This window comes from Streptosporangium sp. OZ121 (assembly GCF_051918885.1).
GTDB lineage: Bacteria > Actinomycetota > Actinomycetes > Streptosporangiales > Streptosporangiaceae > Streptosporangium.
This window is the reverse complement of record NZ_JBPXMC010000005.1, coordinates 19,001-37,099: the sequence shown is the minus strand read 5'-3', so window position 1 is coordinate 37,099 and position 18,099 is coordinate 19,001. Positions and strand designations below refer to the sequence as shown.

Sequence of the window (18,099 nt, the reverse complement as noted above, 5' to 3'; positions counted from 1 at the left end):
GCCCGGCTTTACAATGTAGATCAAAAATTCGCGATCCGTACCCGCCGGGGCCGGCGATCGCCATGGGCCGTCGAGTTTCGTCGCGAGCCCGGCGGGTGTCCCGGCCGCCGGGTGTCAGCCGTCGAGTCCGGGCAGCACCTCGGCGCCCAGCCGGCGGATGTTCTCCAGGGTGCGGGCGTGCTCGCCCGCACCCTCGACCATGAGGATCAGGTGTTCGAGCCCGGTCACCTCGCGGGTGCGCCGGATCGTCTCCACGCAGTGGCCGGCGTCCCCCACCGGATGGACACCGGTCAGGAAGTCGACGTACTCCCCCACGTCCCGCACGGGCCGCCGCCGGCCGTCCACCGGCACGTACCCGGCCAGGCCGGGCTCCAGCCAGCGGGGCATGGCGGCCCTCACCTCCCGCACGGCCGCCCTCGTCGAGTCGGCCACGTGTCCGACGACGGCGGCCACGTGCCGTACCGCACCCACACCCGCGTCCGCTTCCGGTGGGTGGGGCGGCGCGGGCGGGCGGGCCGCGTCGTACCCGGCGAGCATCGCCGCCTTGCCCTCGTCGTCCATGTGCATGCCGAGCAGCATCGGCAGCCCCCGCCCGGCCGCCAGCCGCGCCGTCTCCGGCGAGGTGCACGCCACCACGGGCCGCATCGACGCCGCCGGCACCATCGCGACCTCGCGGAAACGGAAGAACTCCCCCTCGGCCGACACCGTGCGCCGCCCCAGGGCCCGGCACAGCAGGTCGAGCGACTCGGCGAAGCCGCGCTCGAACCTCGCCAGTCCGGTACCGAACACCTCCAGGTCGACCCAGGGCCCGCCCCTGCCGACCCCCAGCGTGAAACGCCCGCCGGACAGGTGGTGCAACATCGCCGCCTGCTCCGCCAGTGCCACCGGGTGCTGCGTGGACAGCACGCTCACCGCCGTCCCCACCCCGATCGTCCGCGTACGCCCGAGCGCCACGGCCGCCAGCGTGGCCGCCGACGGGCAGACCCCGTACGACATGAAGTGGTGCTCGGCGATCCACGCGTCGTCGAATCCCGCCTCCTCCGCGACCTCGATCGCCTCCACGCAGTCACGCAGCACCTGTCCCTGAGGCCTGCCGGGGAAACCCGCCGCGACCAGGAAGATTCCGATCCGCATCCTGCTCACGCTCTCTCACGTGGGGGCGGGGTCCCGGCGCCCGCCCGGCCGGTGGCCCGCCTCCCCCGCCGGGTGAAGGACTCCCGCTCCCGCCCGCCTACCGGAGATACCGACATCTCGCAGGCCCTCCCTCTGACCCGTCGCGGCGCGAAGAAGGCCGCGCGACTCCCTTTTTCTGCGACCTTTTCCGGCCGGTTCCGCGGCAGGACGCCGACGAGGAGCGCTCGTTCGGGGATCTCGTGTCCGGCCGGTCGCTTCGCGAGGCTAGAGATCACGTGCCGGATCCGTCAAGGTGAGGCCGGCCAGGCCGGGGGGCAAGATGGTGGTCGTCAACGCCTGAACTGCAACGAGCATGACCTGCCGGACACGGCCAGAAGCCGACCGCGATCACCGTCCCCGGCCGGAGCCCCTTCTCGCGTGCGGCGAGGTCGAAGGGAATCTCCGGGAAATCCTCGGGGCGTGTCGATCCGGCCGCGCCTCGTTCGTCGTCATGGTGTACGGCAGCCCGCCGAGCGAAAACACGAAGGAGCCAGACCGTGAAGTACATATTGCTGATGTACGGTGCCGCGACGGCCGACGGGGACGACCAGTGCGACTTCCAGGAGTGGGTGGTCTACGAAAAGGCGCTGAAGGAGGCGGGGGTCCTGGTCTCCGGGCACGCGCTGAAGGACGTGAGCACCGCCACGACGATCCGGATCGGCCCGGCGGGCGAGCGGATCGTCACCACCGACGGGCCGTTCGCCGAGACCCGCGAGATCCTCGGCGGCTACGACGTCATCGACGTGCCGAACCTCGACGTCGCGCTCGACTGGGCCGCCCGCTGCCCCGGCGCGCGCTACGGCGGATCGGTCGTGGTGCGGCCGATCGACGAGTTCGAGGTCTGACGGTGAGGGGTGGGGAGGCGGGCGAGCGGGCCGGCGACGCCAGGTCGTCCGTGGAGTCGGTGTTCCGCGAGGAACGCGGCCGGCTGCTCGCCTCCCTGGTCCGCCGCTTCGGCGACCTCGACCTGGCCGAGGAGGTCGCCTCCGAGGCCGTCGAGGCGGCGCTGGTGCACTGGCCGGTCGAGGGGGTGCCGCTCAGGCCGGGGGCCTGGCTGCTGACGACGGCGCGGCGCAGGGCCGTCGACCGGCTGAGGCGGGACCGGGCCTACGCCGCCCGGCTCGCCGTCCTGCAGGTGGAGGCGGACCGGGCCGACCCCGCCCCGCCCGCGGACGCGGACGGCGAGCTCCCCGACGAGCGGCTGCGGCTGTTCTTCACCTGCGCCCACCCGGCCCTTCCCTCCGACGATCGCACGGCCCTGACCCTGCGCTGCCTCGCCGGGCTGACGACGCCCGAGGTCGCGCGGGCCTTCCTCGTCCCGTCCGCGACGATGGCCCAGCGGATCGTGCGGGCGAAGAAGAAGATCCGCGAGGCCCGCATCCCGTTCCGCGTGCCCGGTGCCGACGAACTGCCGGAGCGCCTGCCAGGGGTGCTCCAGGTCATCTATTCGATCTTCACTGAGGGCTACGCGGCCAGCTCGGGCCCGGACCTGCAGCGGCTGGACCTCGCCGAGGAGGCCATCCGGCTGGGGAGGATACTGCGCCGGTTGCTGCCCGCCGAGCGGGAGGTCGCCGGGCTGCTCGGGCTGATGCTGCTGGTCCACGCGCGGCGCGAGGCCCGCACCGGCCCGGGCGGCGAGCTGGTGCTGCTCGACGACCAGGACCGCGGCCGGTGGGACCGCGCCATGATCGAGGAGGGCGGTGACCTGGTGCTCGTCGCGCTGACCGGCGGACCGCCCGGCCCGTACGGGGTGCAGGCCGCGATCGCCGCCCTGCACGACGAGGCCCCGGACGTCGCGACCACCGACTGGCCGCAGGTCGTGGCCCTCTACGACGTGCTGCTCGCCCTCGTGCCGTCCCCGGTGGTCGCGCTGAACCGGGCGGTGGCGGTGGCGATGCGCGACGGGCCGGAGGCGGGCCTGGCACTGCTCGACGAGCTGGCCGGCGAGCCCCGGCTGCGCGACCACCACCCCTACCCGACGGCACGGGCGGACCTGCTGCACCGGCTCGGGCGCCTCCCCGAGGCCGCCGCGGCCTACCGGCAGGCGCTCGACCTGGCCGGCACCGACCCCGAACGGGCGCACCTGCTGCGCAGGCTCGGCGCGGTCGAGACATCCGATCCCGGCGGCACGGCCGGCGCATGACGGCGGGACCTCCCCGGCCGTCGTCGTCACCCACGCACACGAGCGAGAAGAGCCGTACATGGACGACGAAGAGATCTTTTCCTGGACAGCGGACGAACGGCTCGGCCTCGCCGCCCTGCTCGACGAGCTCGACGACCACGAATGGGCGGTGGCCTCCCTGTGCCCCGGCTGGACGGTGCACGACGTGGCCGCTCACATGACGCTGTCCACGCACACCCTGTTCCTCGACACGCTCAGGGGCGTGATCCGGACGCGTGGCGACATCAACCGGGTCTTCGCCGACCAGGCGCGGGACCGGGCGGCCAGGTTCGGGCCCGCGGAGCTCGTCGCGCAGCTCCGCGGGACGGCCGGCTCACGACGCCGCGGGCTCGGCTCCCGTCCGCTGGACACGCTCGTCGACGTGCTGGTGCACGGGCAGGACGTCGCGCGCCCGCTCGGGCGCGTGCGGGAGATGCCCGCCGAACGGGCGGTCGCGGGGCTCGGCCGCGTCCTGGGGACCGGTTTCTACGGCGCCCCCAAGCGCCTGCGGGGCACGAGACTGGTCGCCACCGACCTGGACTGGTCGGCGGGCGAGGGCCCGGACGAGGTCCGGGGCCCGGCGGGCGATCTCCTCCTGCTGGCGACCGGGCGGGCCGCGGGGCTCGCGGGCCTGTCCGGTCCGGGTGTCGAGCGGGTGGCGGCCGCTCTGTAGGTGAGAGCTCCGTAGGTGAGAGCTCCGTTGACGGGGGCTCTGTCGACGGGGGCGCGCCGGGGGTCACCGGGGGTCACGGCCGGGAGGGTTCGGCCCCCGGTGCCGCCGGCGCCGCCGGCGCGCCGGTCTCTTCGGAGATGACCTGCCCGTGCCGGATACGGTCGGCCTGGCGGGCGTGCCGGGTGACGGTGGCCCGGAGGAAGTCCCGGATGAGCACCAGCTCCTCCTCGGTGTGACCGGCAAGCCCGGCTTCGTCCTCCTCGCTCAGCTGACCCCAGATCTCCTGGGCGGCCCGCTCGGCCTGGGGCGTCGGCACCACCCGCACCTGTCGCCGGTCCCGCTGGTCCCGGACCCTTTGCGCGTACCCCGCCCGCTCCAGCCTGTCGATGGCGATGGTCGCCGCGCCGGGGGACAGCTTCGCGGCCACGGCCAGCTCCCCCGCCGTCATCGGACCGAGCGCGAACACGCACCCCATGCAGCGCATGTCGGTCCGGTTGATCCCCAGGCGTGCCGCCGCGGCCTCGTCCACCGCGTCCGAGACGTTCTGCAGCTCCATCATGGCCACCTGGACCTCGTCCACCAGGGACTTCCAATTTTCTTTTGTCATTTAAAATTTCTAACTACTAGACTTTTCGATGATCGAATCATATACCGATCTTCCCGGCAACACGCCCCTCCCGGGCCCCGCCGAGGCGACTCCCGGGATCCGGGTCTTCCCAAGGAGGTGCGAGTGAGCGAGCGCGGAAGTCCCTAGAAAGAGTGTGTGGACATGGATCTCGGTCTCGCCGGGAAGGTCGTCCTCGTCACGGGCGGCAGCGGCTCGATCGGCGCTCACCTCGCCGCCGCGTTCGCGGCCGAGGGCGCCAGAGTGGCGATCACGTACCACCGCAACAGGGACGGCGCGCACCGGGTGGCGCAGGAGGGCGTCCTCGTCAACGTCGTCGCCCCCGGCCCCACCGCCACCAGGGGCTTCCTCGCGCGGGTCCCCGAGGAGTTCAGGCAGGATCTCGCCGGCAGGTCCGCGGAGGAGATCAAGCGCTTCCTGAACAGGGGCGGGCCGGCCGGTCACATCTCCACGCCCCAGGACGTCGCCGGCATCGTCCTCTACCTCGCGTCCGCGACCAACGGCAACATCACCGGCAGCGTGGTCCACGTCGCCGGAGGCAACTGACGTCCGCCTCCCGCCGGGGGGAGGGGGTCCCCGGCCGCCGCACGCGCGGGTCACCCCCTCCTCGCGGCGCCGGGATCGTGGCCCTGCCGGGGCTGGTCTCACCGCGGCCTCCCCGGGCGCGGCCCCGGCTGCCAGGCTCGACCCCATGAGCGCATTCACCGACGGCGAAATCGCGTACCTGACCAGCCAGCCGCTGGGACGCCTCGCCACGGTCGGCCGCGACGGCAGACCGGCGGTCAGGCCGGTGGGGGTCATCTACGATCCCGAGGCCGGGGCGATCGTGATCGGCGGGGTCGCCGGTTCCGGCATGGCGGGAAGCAAGAAGTTCCGTGACGCGTGGCACCACCCGGACGTGTCGTTCGTCGTCGACGACCTCGCGGCCGTGGACCCGTGGACACCGCGCGGGATCGAGATCCGGGGGTACGCGGAGACGTACGCCGAGGGCGGGGAGCAGGTGGGCGAGCGGCTCGACGCGCCGTTCCCCTTCGACCCCGCGTGGATCCTGATCCGCCCGCGGCGGATCCTGACGTGGGGCATCGGCAACGGCTCCTTCGAGATGTCGGCGCGCGAGGTGGCCTGAAGCGACCCTGCCCGGAGCCGCACGAAGCCGCACGAAGCCCCCGGCCCGGTTCCGGCGGGACCCCGAGGTCACGGGGCCTCCGAGCGCGGCCTCCACGACCAACCGACCACCGGAAAGGACCTTCCTTGCGCTACCGACCACTGGGCCGGACCGGGCTGCGGGTGTCCGAGCTGTTCTTCGGCGCGATGACCTTCTACGAGCGCGGCGGCTCCGACGTGCCGCAGGAGTACCGGGCCATGCTCGACACCTACGCCGACGCCGGGGGCAACGTCATCGACACCGCCTCGGCGTACGGCGAGAGCGAGGAGATCCTCGGCGAGCTCCTCACCGGCCGCCGCGACCGCTTCGTCGTCGCCACCAAGTACACGCTCTCCCGCGACCGCGACGACCCGAACGCCGCCGGCAACCACCGCAAGAACCTCACCCTGTCGCTGGAACGCAGCCTGCGGCGGTTGCGGACCGACCACATCGATCTGCACTGGGTGCACATCTGGGACCGCCACACCCCGGTGGAGGAGACGATGCGGGCGCTGGACGACGCCGTGCGCGCCGGGAAGATCCTCTATGTGGGCATCTCCAACGCCCCGGCGTGGCTGATCAGCCGGGCCAACACGCTGGCGGAGTGGCGGGACTGGACGCCGTTCGCGGGCCTGCAGGTGCCGTACAACCTGCTCAGGCGCGACGTCGAGCGGGAGCTGCTGCCGATGGCCGAGGCGTTCGGGATGAGCGTGGCCGCGTGGGGGCCGCTCGCCGGCGGCGTGCTGTCGGGGAAGTTCACCGGCCAGGCGGCCGCGGAGGGGGCCACCCGGGTCGATCCCGGCTCCCTCACCGCGCGGGACCACGCGGTCGCGGGTGCCGTACGGGAGGTCGCGGGCGACCTGGGCGTCACGGCGGCCCAGGTGGCGATCGCCTGGACCCGCACCCGCTTCGCCGCCGTCCACCCGATCGTCGGCGCCAGAGACGTCGAGCAGCTCACCGAGAACCTGGGCGCGATCGACGTCGTCCTCCCCGAGGAGGCGGTCCGGCGCCTGGAGTCGGCGACGGGGTTCGAGGTGGGATTCCCCGGTGACTTCATCGCCGAGTGCGAGGCCGACCCGTGGGTGTTCGGCGAGGCGCCCACGCAGCCCCGCGTCCGCTCACAGGTCTCCGGGCCGTAGGTCTCCGGGCCGTAGGTCTCCGGGCCGTAGGTCTCCGGGCCGGCGGTGCCCGCCCGGTACGGGCCGCGTAGCGGCCACCACGTCCAAAGCCGCTGTCGTCCTCGACGGCCGCCCCGGCGCGCGGCCGCTCCCGCGGCAACGGCGAGTACGCGCGTCATCATGTCCGCCACGGCGTACGGCGGGCGGGTTCGGTTCGGCCCGGCGGGGTTTCCCGCCTCCGGTCCCGGGGTCCGGCGAACGCCACGACGAGTTCCAGCCCGCCCCCCGGGTTGGGGCTCGCCCGCACGCCGGCCCCGTGCGCCCTCGCGATCGACGCGACGATCGACAACCCGAGCCCGGCGCCCTGCTCCCGGGTCGTGTGCAGGCGCCGGAAGGGCTCGAAGAGGTCGCCGAAACGTTCCTCCGGCACCTCGGGGCCGGTGTTCCTGACGGTCAGGACCCCGTCGGCGAGCGTCACCTCGACGGTTCCGCCGGGACGGTTGTGGCGGACCGCGTTGTCGACGAGGTTGGTGACGAGCCGGTTCAGCAGGATCGGATCGCCGTGGACGACGAACGGCTCCGTCCGTGCCGTCACGGTGATGTCGCCGGAGCCCTCTTCGGCCAGGACGAGGCGTACCACCTGGTCCAGGGCCACCGGTCTCAGCCTTTCCAGACCGTGTTCCGCCTGGGCGAGGACCAGCAGGGCGTCGATGAGGTTCTCGGTGCGGCGGTTGTGGAACAGGAGCTTGTCGCGGATCTCGCCGACGTCCTCGGGAAGGCCGATCTCGATCGCCGCCCGCTGGACGGCCAGCGGGGTGCGCAGCTCGTGGGAGGCGTTCGCGACGAACCGCCGCTGCCCCTCGACCGAGCGTTCGAGCCGGTCGAGCATCGCGTCGAACGTGTCGGCCAGTTCCTTCAGCTCGTCCTTCGGCCCGGTGAGCGCGATCCGCTCGTGCAGGTTCGACAGGGACAACCGCCGCGCGGTGGCGGTGATCCGGTGGACGGGCCGCAGGATCCGCCCGGCGACCAGCCATCCGACGACCACCGACACCACCGTCAGGATCCCGACCGTCAGCGCGGTCACCTCCCACTGGTAGCCGATGACGTCGTCCACCAGGTCGGGCAACGGCACCGGCATCGGCCGATCCGCCGGCATCCCCGGCACCGGTGCCACCGGCGCGGGGGGCGCCGGCACCGGGAACCGTGCGATCCGCGTGCGCAGCGTCTGGCCCAGCAGCAGGTTGACCGTGACGAGCAGGATGACCGAGGTCAGCAGGAACAGCCCGGAGTAGGCCAGCGTGAGCCGTACCCGGACCGTCGTCACAGCAGGTACCCCGCGCCGGGAATCGTCTGGACGCACGGCGGGTCGCCCAGTTTCGCCCGCAGGCGGCTGACCACGACCCGCACCACCGTCGTGAACGGGTCGGCGTTCTCGTCCCAGGCCTCCTCGAGCAGCCGTTCGGAGCTCACGACAGCGCCGTCCGCCCTCATCAGCACCTCCAGGACGGCGAACTCCTTGAGCGACAGGTGCAGGTGCCGCCCGTCCCGCGACGCCTGGAGCCGGTGGGTGTCGAGCACGATCCCGTGCCGCGCCAGCACCGGCGGTACCGGCGACCGGCTGCGCCGCCCCAGCGCCTTCACCCGCGCGACCAGCTCGGCGTAGTCGAACGGCTTGGGCAGGTAGTCGTCGGCGCCCATCCCGAGACCCTCCACCCGCTCGGGCACCGACGCCGCCGCCGTCATCATCAGGATCCGCGTACGGCTCCCGCGCGCCACCAGCTCACCGCACACGAGGTCGCCGTGCAGCCTGGGCAGGTCCCGGTCCAGCACGAGGACGTCGTAGTCGTGCAGCGCCAGCCGTTCGGCCGCCGCGGCACCGTCGTACACCACGTCGACGGCCATGGCGTGGCGGCGCAGTCCCATCGCCACGAGATCGGCCAGGTCACGTTCGTCTTCGGCCACCAGAACCCGCATGCCGACGTTCTTACTCGAACGGGGGTAACAGCGGCGTTAACCGATCCGTTCACCGCCGCGAAACCCGCTTCCGGCCACGCTGACGTTCATGATCAGAACCCTCTGCGCGGCCGTCCTGGTGACGGCCTGCTCCCTGTCCGCGCCCGCCCCGGCATTCGCGGCGGACCCGTCGCCCCGGCCGACGTCCTCGTCCTCACCGGCCGCCCCGGACGGGGACTGCGCGCCCGCCACGGCTCCGCCGCCGGAATCGGCGCCGCCGACCTCGGTGAACACGCTCCGGCAGGCGTACTTCTGCGTGCTGGACAATTACTACGGCGGCCCCGCCCTGGATTCGAGAGAGCTGCTGAAGAACGCCCTGGCCGCCTACACCCAGGCCCTGATGCGGCGCGGCGCCGACCGGGCCGATCTCCAGCTGCCCGCGCTGACCGGCGGCCGTGACACCGACTGGGCCGCCTTCGCGAAGGTCCTGGGCACCGGTGACCCCGCGGCGCTGCGCGCCGCGATCACCGGCATGGTCGCCGGGCTGCACGACAACCACGCCCGCTGGGAGAGGCCGTCCCCGCCGCCGGAGGGCGGTCCCGTCGGGACGGGCATCGCGGGCGCCTCCGCCGTCCGGGGCCGGGAACTCGACCCGGCGGCCCGGCCGCCGCTGTTCATCACCCGCGTCCTGCCCGGCAGCCCCGCCGCCAAGGCCGGTGTCAGGCCCGGCGACATCGTGGTCGAGGCCAACGGAATGCCGCCGTTCGTCGGGGAGAAGGTGAACCAGAGCTTCATCGACGTCATCGCCTCCGGCGCGGTACGGATCACCCTCAAGCGCCCCACGACGGGACGGACGCGCACCATCGACCTCAAGGAGGGGGCGATCACCCGGCAGCCTCCGGCGGTGACGTCGAAGAGGCTTCCCGGCGGCGTCGCGTACGTCCAGCTGCCCGGATTTTACGAGGGCGCCGCCGACCAGGTCATCGCCAAGCTGGGGGGCAAGCCGAAGGCGGTCGTCCTCGACCTGCGCGGCAACGGCGGCGGATCGCCTCGCGAGGTGACGCGGTTGCTCGGCGCGTTCGCGCACGGCAAGGTCACCAGCTACTTCTGCCCGCCCAGGGGCGACTGCGTGCCCAACAGGACCGACGACAGCGTTCCGCTGCTCGGCCTGCGCCTGGTCGTCCTCACCGACCGCGGGTGCGCCTCGGCCTGCGAGGACTTCAGCGCGGCCGTCAGGGGCAACGGCCTGGGCACTCTCGTGGGGACCCGCACCGCCGGGGCCGTCTCCGGTCCCGCCGCCGCGTTCCTCCTCGACGACGGCAGCGTCCTGCTGCTGCCCAGGGTCCGGCACCTCGGCCCCGACCGCGAGATCATCGACACGATCGGCGTGCCGGTCGACCACCACGCTCCCCTGACCGCCCTCGACCTGGCCACCGGGCGCGACCCGGGCGTGGCCAAGGCGCTCTCGCTCCTGTAGTCCGGTGGTCCGCGGGCGCCCGCGGACCACCCCCACGGCGGTTGTCGCCGGGTCCGTTCCGGTGGACCGAGATCCGCCCGCCCTCCGGAGGTGCGCGCGAGGCCGCGCGCACCCGAGACGCCGTAACCGGACGGTCCGGCCGGGAACGCGAGACAGGCCGGCGTCAGCCTGAGGCCGTGCCGGCGCCTGTGCCTGTGCCTGTGCCTGTGCCTGTGCCGTACAGCGCGGCGAGGCCGGCGACGGTGGCGGCCATCTGCTCGCGCAGCTCGGGCGGCTCCAGCACCTCGATGTCGGCGCCCAGGCGCAGCAGCTGCCAGTGGGCGTGCCGGGTGGACTCGGTCGGCAGGCGCAGCACGACCCAGCCGTGCTCGTCGGGCGGCCCCGCCTCGGCGAGCGCGGCCTCGGCGACCTCGGCGCCCACCGTGTGACTCAGCATCCCCTCGGTGCCGGGCGCCATCCGCACCACGGCCTCGCCGGTGTGCATCCGCTCGCGGAAGTCGGCGGCGTACTCCCGCCAGAAGACGGGCAGGTCGAAGTCGGCGGGACGCTCGAAGTGCCCCGGCGCGAGTTCGGCGCTCACGATCCGCGACACCCGGTAGGTGCGCGGCCCTCCCTCTCCGGCGACCGCCACCATGTACCACGCCCCGCCCTTGAGAACCAGCCCGTACGGGTGGGCCAGCCGCTCGACGTCGCGGGGGCCCCAGCGCCGGTAGGTCATCCGCAGCGGCCGCTGCTCCCACACCGCTTCGGAGACCTCCCCGAGGAAGGGGGCCGGGTCGGCGTCGCGGTACCAGCCGGGAACGTCCAGGTGGAAGCGCTCGCGCATCCGGGCGGCGTGGAAGCGCGGCTCGGGAGGAAGCGCGGCGAGCATCTTCAGCTCGGCGTTGGCCGCGACCTCGGCCAGCCCCAGGTCGGCGGCGGGACCGGGCAGCCCGGCCAGGAACAGCGAGGACGCCTCCGCGGCGGTCAGGCCGTTGAGCCGGGTGCGGTAGCCGTCCAGCAGGCGGTATCCGCCGACGGGGCCCCGGTCGGCGTAGACCGGCACCCCGGCCGACGACAGCGCCTCCACGTCGCGGTAGACCGTGCGGACGGAGACCTCCAGCTCCCCGGCCAGCTCGGTGGCCGTCATCCGCCCCCGGGTCTGCAGGAGCAGCAGGAGTGAGAGCAGACGACTCGCGCGCATGACGGCCATTGTCCCGCACGTTTGCCAACCTCACATCACCCATGTTCAAATGAACATGTGGAAAGCAACAATCGCATTCGCGCGATCATGTCGGCGCTGCAGGCCAGCGACGCGGTCTCGGTCGCGGAGCTGGCGGTCGAGCACGCCGTGTCGGAGATGACCATCCGCCGCGACCTCGACGAGCTCGCCCAGCAGGGCGTGGTCAGGCGGGTCAGGGGCGGCGCGGTGAGCCTGCTGCTGCGCGGGGACGAGCCGCCCTTCGGGGTGCGCGAGCGCGAGGCCGTGGAGGCCAAGCGGCGGATCGCCGCCGAGGTCGCGGCCCTGCTCGCCGACGGGGAGGCCGTGCTGCTCGACAGCGGCACCACCTCCCTGGAGATCGCGCGCGTGATCCGCGACCGCCGCCTGACGGTCCTGCCGCTCTGCCTGCAGTCGGCCACCGAGCTCAGCGCGGCCTCCCGGATCCGCCTGGTGCTCCCCGGGGGCGAGGTCCGCCCCGGCGAGCTGAACTTCGCCGGCCCGCTGACCGAGAACGCCATCCGCTCCCTGCGCTTCGACACCGCGGTCATCGGCTGCTGCGGCCTGTCCGCCGAGCACGGCCTCACCGCCCACGACCTCTCCGAGGTCGCCGTCAAACAGGCGGCGATCGCCTCCGCCCGGCGCGTGATCGTGGCCACCGACTCCGGCAAGTTCACCCGCACCGCGTTCGGCGCGGTCTGCCCGCTGGACCGCCTCGACATGGTCGTCACCGACACCGCGCTGCCCCCCGCCGAGCACGACGCCATGATCGCGGCAGGCGTCGCCGTCCGCACCGTCTGAGTCACACCACCTGGTTCGCGGCGTCCGGCCGGAATCCGCCCCGCGACCATGCCGGACGCGCGGGGTTCGCCCGCCCCCTCCGATCCGCCCCTTCTGACTGGAGTCCTCCCCCATGCACGTCGCCCCCCTCGACCGGGCCGCGCTGCTACGCGGCCGGGTGGCGGTCTACCTGCTCTTCCTGCTCTCGGGCATGTCCATCGGCACCTGGACGGCACGCATCCCGTCGATCAAACAGGGGCTGGGGCTGAGCGAGGGCGAACTCAGCCTCGGGCTGCTCGGCATCGCCGCCGGGGCGATCGCCGGCATGCAGGTGGTCGGCCGCCTGGTCGACCGCCACGGCAGCGTCAAGGTGATGCTGCCGATGGCCTTCGCCCAGGCCCTCGCGCTGATCCTCCCCGCCTTCGTGCCGAACCTGGCCGTCCTGGCCGTCGCGTTGTTCGTCTTCGGGGCGGTGCACGGCACGCTGGACGTGGCGATGAACGCCAACGCCGTCGAGATCGAGCAGGCCACCGGCCGTCCGATCATATCGTCCTTCCACGCCGTGTTCAGCATCGGCGGCTTCCTCGGCGCCGCCGCCGGAGGGCTGCTCGCCCAGGCCGGCCTCAGCCCGGGGGCGACGTTCACCGCGGTCGCCGCCGTGATCGTCGCGCTCGCGCTCTGGGCCGCCCGCTGGGCGCTGTCCCTGACCGCCCACGCCGCCCCCGCCGGGACCGGCCCGGCGACCGGCGGGGGCGGCGGGGGCGGGGGGATGCTGCTGCTGGGCGTCCTGGCCTTCTGCTGCATGCTCGGCGAAGGGGCCACGGCCGACTGGAGCTCGGTCTACCTGAGCGAGAGCCTCAACAGCTCCGACGGGTTCGCCGCCGCCGCCTACGCCGCCTTCTCGATCATGATGACCGCGGGCCGCCTCGCCGGCGACAGGCTGGCCACCCTGCTGGGACCGGTCAACCTGGTGCGCGCGTGCGGGGCGCTGGCCGCCTGCGGGCTCGGCCTGGGCCTGCTCGCCGGCCACCAGATCGCCGCGGTGATCGGTTTCGGCTGCTTCGGGGCCGGCCTGTCCTGCATCGTCCCGCAGGTCTTCTCCGCGGCGGGCCGGCGCGACCCGGCCCGGGCCGGGAAGGCACTGGCCCGGGTGGCGAGCCTGGGCTACGTGGGATTCCTCAGCGGACCCGTGCTGATCGGTGGCGCCGCCGAGCTGATCGGCCTGCCCCGCGCGCTGGCCATCCCCGCCCTGCTGGCCCTTTTCGTCGCCCTTGCGGCCGGCGCGCTCAGAACCCCGCCCTTTACAAAGTAGATCAATGGATCGTGACCTCAGGGCAGCAGGAGGGAGACGATGCCCATTCTGCGAACTACACGCTGTCACTTTGACTACGCAGAGCGACTCTTCCTTTGGCCTTAAGAAGGTGCCTCGAGTCCTCCGGATGACGCATCGCCCCGCTGACATGATCAAGCGGTGAGCACCATCGCAGCCGCTCGACGTAGTGGGGTGATCCCAAGCCAGGCTGTCAGTGGCGTCTGCGACCGTGTGCGGCATGGGTGAGCTGATCGAGCGGGTGGATGAACAGGACCGCGTGCTGGAAGTCGTGGAGCGCGCAGAGGCGGTGCGTCAGCGGTGGATGCATCGGATCGCGACGACGATCTGCCGCGATCCGATGGGGCGGATCCTCGTGCTGCGCCGAGCCGAGGGGCATGTTCGCTTTCCCGGCCACTATGACGTGATGGTCGGCGGCGCCGCGGGCGTGGGCGAATCGTATGAGGACGCGGCGGCCCGCGAACTGGCCGAGGAACTGGGCGCCGGCGTCCCGGTCCGCTTTTTGTTCAAGTTCCTGTTCCAGGACGGGATCAGCCCTGTCTGGTTCGGGGTGCACGAGGCCTTGATCGCCGAGCCATTGGCTCCAGATCCGTCCGAGATCGCTTGGCATGCCTGGCTCACGGAACTCGAACTGTGGAAGGTGGTCAATCGAGGGCCCTTCGTTCCAGGTGGGCGAGAAGCCCTGCGCCGATATCTTGGCCGCTCAGCTCAGTGACGAACAGCCGCTCCCTGGCTGATGCTTCCTCAGTCAAAGGACGGGGCGGCGGCTTCAGTACATTCGTGACCAGCTCCGCCACGAGCCGCCGCCTCAACCCGCTCGCCAGTTGGAAGTGTGCCGAAGGCGTCCTTGCCCTCCACGTAGGCCGGCACATGCAGGCGCTTGCGGGCGAACCGCTCGGCCATCAGCGGTAGGAAGCCGGCAACGGCGCCGCGGCTGGGAATCTCGGTAAAGATCGCCCGTTTGAGGCTGGTGACATGGGCGTTACCGGCACGTCCGCCGTGAGTTCAGCCAGACTGAAGGACTTTCATCGGGAACCGACGTCGGTTCGGTTTGTGGGAGCCGAAAACGTGGAGAGTTCGACCAGCACTGAAGCTTCGCAGTCAAGCCGGAATATGGCGGAGAGTGGGCCTGGAGGTATGTTTGGGCTGGTTAGTGGCTTCTCTGCGGCGGGGCGTCAGGCCCCGTTCCGCCCGTTGGGGGCGTCATAGACCGGGGTGTATCGCCAGAACAGGCGCCGTCGGATCCGGGCGCCGGGCAGTTTCCGTGCGGCCGAGGCCCGGATGTCGGCCAGGGTCTCCCGCGGAGACGCACATCGCGCACTCGAAACCGAGAGCGCATCGGGCCTTTGGAACCCCTGCGCCAGGTCACCCACCGGTAGCCTGCCCGGCCCGGCTCGGCTCGGCGGCCAGGTCCCTCAACGAGGATGCCGCGCAGCGGTAACGGGCCGCGGGCTTGCGCCCGTTACCGCTCCACGCGGGCGTGGTGGGCACCGCATCATGGGGGTGGGCGGACTCATCGGAGCGGACCGCGACGATGAAGTCCAGATCACGCGACTCCCTCTGCGGTTCGAATATCGACACGTCTGGATGGGGACACCACTTGGTTCTCCTTCATTGGGGGGTGGGAACCTCAGCCGACCGGTGTGGCGGCTCAACGCCGTTTCGTTGGTCTCCGCGCTGAACACCACGTCCGGCCGGTTCTTACCGGTGTCGCCGGACAACCGCGCCCTGGTTCGAGGCGTTCGGAACCGTTCGCGTCACCGTCGTGGACGACGATGCCCGGCCTGGCCTCCGTGGCTTCGGCCGGTACGGCTCAGCCGTGAGCCGCCTGGTGAAGTTCACCTACGCAATCGGTTTGCCGTCGCTGATCCGCGTAGCCGTCCTGAAGCCGCCCTCATTGCGGTGGCACGACCGGCGAGTACCGTCCCGCACTCAGCGCCGGCAGCCGGTAACTCCGGCGTCGGTCGCGTTCGCGTAGCTCGTTCCGATCGCTCACATGTTTCTCCAGACATACCGCGGTGTCCGGCGAATGGCACCACGGGGGGTGTGATCCTGAGGGACTGCGTGAGCGGATGGTGCTGTCGGTCAGCCCGGCCGACGCACGAACCAGCACGAACCCCGCCAGGACGTCGATCTCGAAGGCGACAAGATCTTCTTCGCTGTTAGGGGCTCGGTGCTCGCGTAGATCTCGTACAACTCCCAGCGCCAACCCGTACCTCCCGACTTCACCGGCGCCGCCGTCTCATCACTCCTGCGACAAAAGCTTCACAGAGAGTGAAGCCGCTTCGGTGTGGTGATCAATCCGGCAAACGAAAGAAGATGCAGTTCGCAGGTAGCGAGCGTGCAGGTCGAGGAGGGGCCGGCGCCCTCAACTCAAGAACTGTTACTTACCCGGGATGCGCAGCATCGGCCGGCTCGGAACGAGACCGCGCGCCAGAAAATGACCTTGAGGGTGTGGCGGGCCCTCCGGCGGCCGGACGGGGCCCGGGTCAGCTCGTGCCGCGCGGGACCAGCCGCAGCCGCAGCGCCACCTCGCGGGCGGTCCCGGGCCGGTCGAGCCGCTGGATGAGCAGTTCCATCGCGGCGTGCCCGGACTCCTCCAGGGGCTGGCGCACGGTGGTGAGATCAAGGGCGTCGGCCAGGTCGCTGTCGTCGAAGCCGACCACCGCCAGGTCGCCGGGGACGGCGAGGCCGAGGTCGTGGGCGGCCCTCAGAATTCCGGCCGCGAGGGTGTCGTCGGCGGCGAAGACCGCGGACGGGCGGTCCGGTGCCGACAACAGCCTCCCTGCGGCGGCACGGGCCGGCGCGACGCCGTGCGCTGTCAGCAGCACGTCGCCGTCGGCGAGGGTGTGGCCGGCCTCGGCCAGGGCCGAGCGGTAGCCCGCCAGCCGTCGCTGGGACGGCGAGACGTACAGCCCGGATCTCTGCGCCTCACCGAGGAAGCCGAATCGGCGGTGACCACGGCTGATCAGATGCTCGGCGGCGAGCCGGCCGCCCGTGGCGTCGTCGGTGTGCACGGAGTCGAAGCGGGGATGGCGGACGTCCACCAGGACCGTGGGCAGCCGCAGGTCGGTCAGGCGGTCGGCCACCGCCTCCTCCAGGGAGAGGCTGACGACGATGAGCCCGTCCAGGCGGCCGGTGATGGGCAGGCTGGCGAGTAACGGCGAGGAGCTCTGCGCGGCCGACTCCTGGTCGAACACGACGACCTCCAGGGGCCGGTGGCCGACGGCCCGCAGGATGCCGTTCAGGCGCCGGGCGACGGACGGGTAGGAGGTGAACGGCGCGATGACGCCGACGCGCCCCACGCCGCGCCGCGCCTTGGCGACCGCGTCCTGCTTGGGGACGAAGCCGAGCGCGTCCGCCGCCGCGAGGACCTTGCGCCTGGTCGCCTGGCTGACCCGGGCCGGGGAGTTGAGGGCCAGCGACACGGTGGAGATGCTGACGCCCGCCGCGGCGGCGACGTCGTAGATGGTCGTCCGTGTCACCGTGCGGCCCTCCTTCCGGAAACGCGCTCTCGCCGCCGGCAGGAATCGTATCAAGCGCCCGAAGGTATCGAAGTGCTTCGATAGAAGTAATTGACATTTTCGCGGACGATCACGTCTCATGGGGAGGAGACAGCCGTGCGTCCGGGCGGGAGAGGAACACCGGCCCGCGTCGCGGCGGGCGGGAGCGCGCCGGTGGGAGGGCAAGAGCATGAGCCGTTCGTACGTGGTGACGGGAGGCGGTCGTGGCATCGGCAGGGCGGTGGTCGAGCGCCTGCTCGGCGACGGCGGCGCCGTCGTCGCCGTCGAGCGCGACCCGGCGGCCCTGACCTGGCTGGACGGCCATCCCGCCGGCGCGCGCCTGGCCGGTGTCACCGGTGACGCCGCCGACGAGACCGTGGCGGAGCGGGCCGCCGAGCTCGCGCGGGCCGCGGGCCCCCTCGCCGGCTGGGTCAACAACGCCGCCGTGTTCCGGGACGCCTCCCTCCACTCCGCCACGACCGGACAGGTGCTGGATCTCATCGCGGCCAACCTGAACGCCGCCGTCGTCGGGTGCGCGACCGCGGTCCGCCGCTTTCTCGCGGCGGGAACCCCGGGCGCGATCGTCAACGTCTCCTCGCACCAGGCGCGGCAGGCGGTCCCCGGCTGCCTGCCGTACGTCACCGCCAAGGCGGCCGTCGAGGGGATGACCCGTGCGCTCGCGGTCGAGTACGGCCCGCGCGGCATCCGCGTCAACGCCGTGGCGCCGGGCTCGGTGAACACCGAGCGCTACGCGGAGTTCCTCGGCGCCCAGGGGCCTGCCGGCGCGGCCCGCGTCGAGCGGGAGATGGCGCTGTCGCACCCGCTGGGCAGGGTGGCGCGGTCCCAGGAGGTCGCGGCCGTGATCGCCCACCTGCTCTCCGAAGACGCCGGCTTCGTCACCGGCGCGACCGTGCCCGTCGACGGCGGGCGGTCGGTGCTCGCACGCGATCCCGAGTCACAGTAG

Annotated in this window: 19 protein-coding genes; 11 read left to right on the top strand and 8 right to left on the bottom strand. The window is 72.4% G+C overall.

The window, feature by feature from the left end; genetic code table 11:
* Positions 1 to 114: 114 nt before the first annotated feature.
* Positions 115 to 1,134, bottom strand: coding sequence for an LLM class flavin-dependent oxidoreductase (locus ACTOQ1_RS12255; protein ID WP_440066617.1), 1,020 nt, complete (start codon positions 1,132 to 1,134; stop codon positions 115 to 117).
* A 536-nt stretch (positions 1,135 to 1,670) separates the two neighbouring features.
* Here ACTOQ1_RS12255 and ACTOQ1_RS12250 point away from each other — a divergent pair.
* The 3 genes from ACTOQ1_RS12250 to ACTOQ1_RS12240 are packed head-to-tail and all read left to right on the top strand — an operon-like array spanning position 1,671 to position 4,007.
* On the top strand, positions 1,671 to 2,018 hold the full coding sequence (locus tag ACTOQ1_RS12250; protein WP_440066616.1) for a YciI family protein: 348 nt from the start codon (positions 1,671 to 1,673) through the stop codon (positions 2,016 to 2,018).
* A gap of 2 nt (positions 2,019 to 2,020) precedes the next feature.
* Entirely contained in the window at positions 2,021 to 3,316 is a 1,296-nt protein-coding gene (locus ACTOQ1_RS12245) for an RNA polymerase sigma factor (protein WP_440066614.1), read from the top strand.
* A gap of 58 nt (positions 3,317 to 3,374) precedes the next feature.
* Positions 3,375 to 4,007, top strand: coding sequence for a maleylpyruvate isomerase family mycothiol-dependent enzyme (locus ACTOQ1_RS12240; protein WP_440066612.1), 633 nt, complete (start codon positions 3,375 to 3,377; stop codon positions 4,005 to 4,007).
* A 73-nt stretch (positions 4,008 to 4,080) separates the two neighbouring features.
* On the opposite strand, the gene ACTOQ1_RS12235 is transcribed toward ACTOQ1_RS12240, so the two are convergent.
* Entirely contained in the window at positions 4,081 to 4,614 is a 534-nt protein-coding gene (locus ACTOQ1_RS12235) for a MarR family winged helix-turn-helix transcriptional regulator (RefSeq protein WP_440066610.1), read from the bottom strand.
* Between the two features lie 162 nt (positions 4,615 to 4,776).
* On the opposite strand from ACTOQ1_RS12235, the gene ACTOQ1_RS12230 reads away from it, so the two are divergent.
* From ACTOQ1_RS12230 to ACTOQ1_RS12220, 3 genes are all read left to right on the top strand, one after another.
* Entirely contained in the window at positions 4,777 to 5,178 is a 402-nt protein-coding gene (locus ACTOQ1_RS12230; RefSeq protein ID WP_440066608.1) for an SDR family oxidoreductase, read from the top strand.
* Between the two features lie 145 nt (positions 5,179 to 5,323).
* A complete protein-coding gene (locus ACTOQ1_RS12225) occupies positions 5,324 to 5,758 on the top strand; it encodes a PPOX class F420-dependent oxidoreductase (RefSeq protein ID WP_440066607.1) in 435 nt (144 codons plus the stop codon).
* A 125-nt stretch (positions 5,759 to 5,883) separates the two neighbouring features.
* A complete protein-coding gene (locus ACTOQ1_RS12220) occupies positions 5,884 to 6,915 on the top strand; it encodes an aldo/keto reductase (protein WP_440066605.1) in 1,032 nt (343 codons plus the stop codon).
* Positions 6,916 to 7,072: 157 nt separating this feature from the next.
* On the opposite strand, the gene ACTOQ1_RS12215 is transcribed toward ACTOQ1_RS12220, so the two are convergent.
* Positions 7,073 to 8,218, bottom strand: a complete 1,146-nt coding sequence (locus ACTOQ1_RS12215) for a sensor histidine kinase (protein WP_440066604.1) — start codon at positions 8,216 to 8,218, stop codon at positions 7,073 to 7,075.
* Positions 8,215 to 8,868 carry a response regulator transcription factor gene (locus ACTOQ1_RS12210; protein ID WP_440066602.1) on the bottom strand — a complete coding sequence of 218 codons (654 nt, stop codon included), beginning with the start codon at positions 8,866 to 8,868 and terminating at the stop codon, positions 8,215 to 8,217. The genes ACTOQ1_RS12215 and ACTOQ1_RS12210 overlap by 4 nt, the downstream gene beginning before the upstream one ends.
* Before the next feature lie 88 nt (positions 8,869 to 8,956).
* Between ACTOQ1_RS12210 and ACTOQ1_RS12205 the strand changes: the two genes are divergently transcribed.
* On the top strand, positions 8,957 to 10,324 hold the full coding sequence (locus tag ACTOQ1_RS12205) for a S41 family peptidase (RefSeq protein WP_440066600.1): 1,368 nt from the start codon (positions 8,957 to 8,959) through the stop codon (positions 10,322 to 10,324).
* Positions 10,325 to 10,487: 163 nt separating this feature from the next.
* Here the strand turns inward: ACTOQ1_RS12205 and ACTOQ1_RS12200 are convergent, their stop codons facing one another.
* Positions 10,488 to 11,507, bottom strand: a complete 1,020-nt coding sequence (locus ACTOQ1_RS12200; RefSeq protein ID WP_440066598.1) for a helix-turn-helix transcriptional regulator — start codon at positions 11,505 to 11,507, stop codon at positions 10,488 to 10,490.
* 57 nt (positions 11,508 to 11,564) lie between these two features.
* On the opposite strand from ACTOQ1_RS12200, the gene ACTOQ1_RS12195 reads away from it, so the two are divergent.
* The 3 genes from ACTOQ1_RS12195 (at position 11,565) to ACTOQ1_RS12185 (ending at position 14,347) form a co-directional block, all read left to right on the top strand.
* A complete protein-coding gene (locus tag ACTOQ1_RS12195) occupies positions 11,565 to 12,323 on the top strand; it encodes a DeoR/GlpR family DNA-binding transcription regulator (protein WP_440066596.1) in 759 nt (252 codons plus the stop codon).
* Between the two features lie 112 nt (positions 12,324 to 12,435).
* Complete coding sequence (locus tag ACTOQ1_RS12190; RefSeq protein ID WP_440066595.1) at positions 12,436 to 13,614, top strand: MFS transporter; 1,179 nt, start codon at positions 12,436 to 12,438, stop codon at positions 13,612 to 13,614.
* 238 nt (positions 13,615 to 13,852) lie between these two features.
* Positions 13,853 to 14,347: an NUDIX hydrolase gene (locus ACTOQ1_RS12185; RefSeq protein ID WP_440066593.1), complete on the top strand. Its 495-nt coding sequence runs from the start codon at positions 13,853 to 13,855 to the stop codon at positions 14,345 to 14,347.
* A 29-nt stretch (positions 14,348 to 14,376) separates the two neighbouring features.
* Here the strand turns inward: ACTOQ1_RS12185 and ACTOQ1_RS12180 are convergent, their stop codons facing one another.
* The 3 genes from ACTOQ1_RS12180 to ACTOQ1_RS12170 all read right to left on the bottom strand — a co-directional run bounded on the left by ACTOQ1_RS12180 (position 14,377) and on the right by ACTOQ1_RS12170 (position 17,117).
* Positions 14,377 to 14,535, bottom strand: coding sequence for a hypothetical protein (locus ACTOQ1_RS12180; protein WP_440066591.1), 159 nt, complete (start codon positions 14,533 to 14,535; stop codon positions 14,377 to 14,379).
* Positions 14,536 to 14,997: 462 nt separating this feature from the next.
* Positions 14,998 to 15,213, bottom strand: coding sequence for a transposase (locus ACTOQ1_RS12175; protein ID WP_440066589.1), 216 nt, complete (start codon positions 15,211 to 15,213; stop codon positions 14,998 to 15,000).
* Between the two features lie 908 nt (positions 15,214 to 16,121).
* Complete coding sequence (locus ACTOQ1_RS12170; RefSeq protein WP_440066588.1) at positions 16,122 to 17,117, bottom strand: LacI family DNA-binding transcriptional regulator; 996 nt, start codon at positions 17,115 to 17,117, stop codon at positions 16,122 to 16,124.
* Positions 17,118 to 17,325: 208 nt separating this feature from the next.
* Here ACTOQ1_RS12170 and ACTOQ1_RS12165 point away from each other — a divergent pair, with 208 nt between their 5' ends.
* Positions 17,326 to 18,099: an SDR family NAD(P)-dependent oxidoreductase gene (locus tag ACTOQ1_RS12165; RefSeq protein WP_440066586.1), complete on the top strand. Its 774-nt coding sequence runs from the start codon at positions 17,326 to 17,328 to the stop codon at positions 18,097 to 18,099.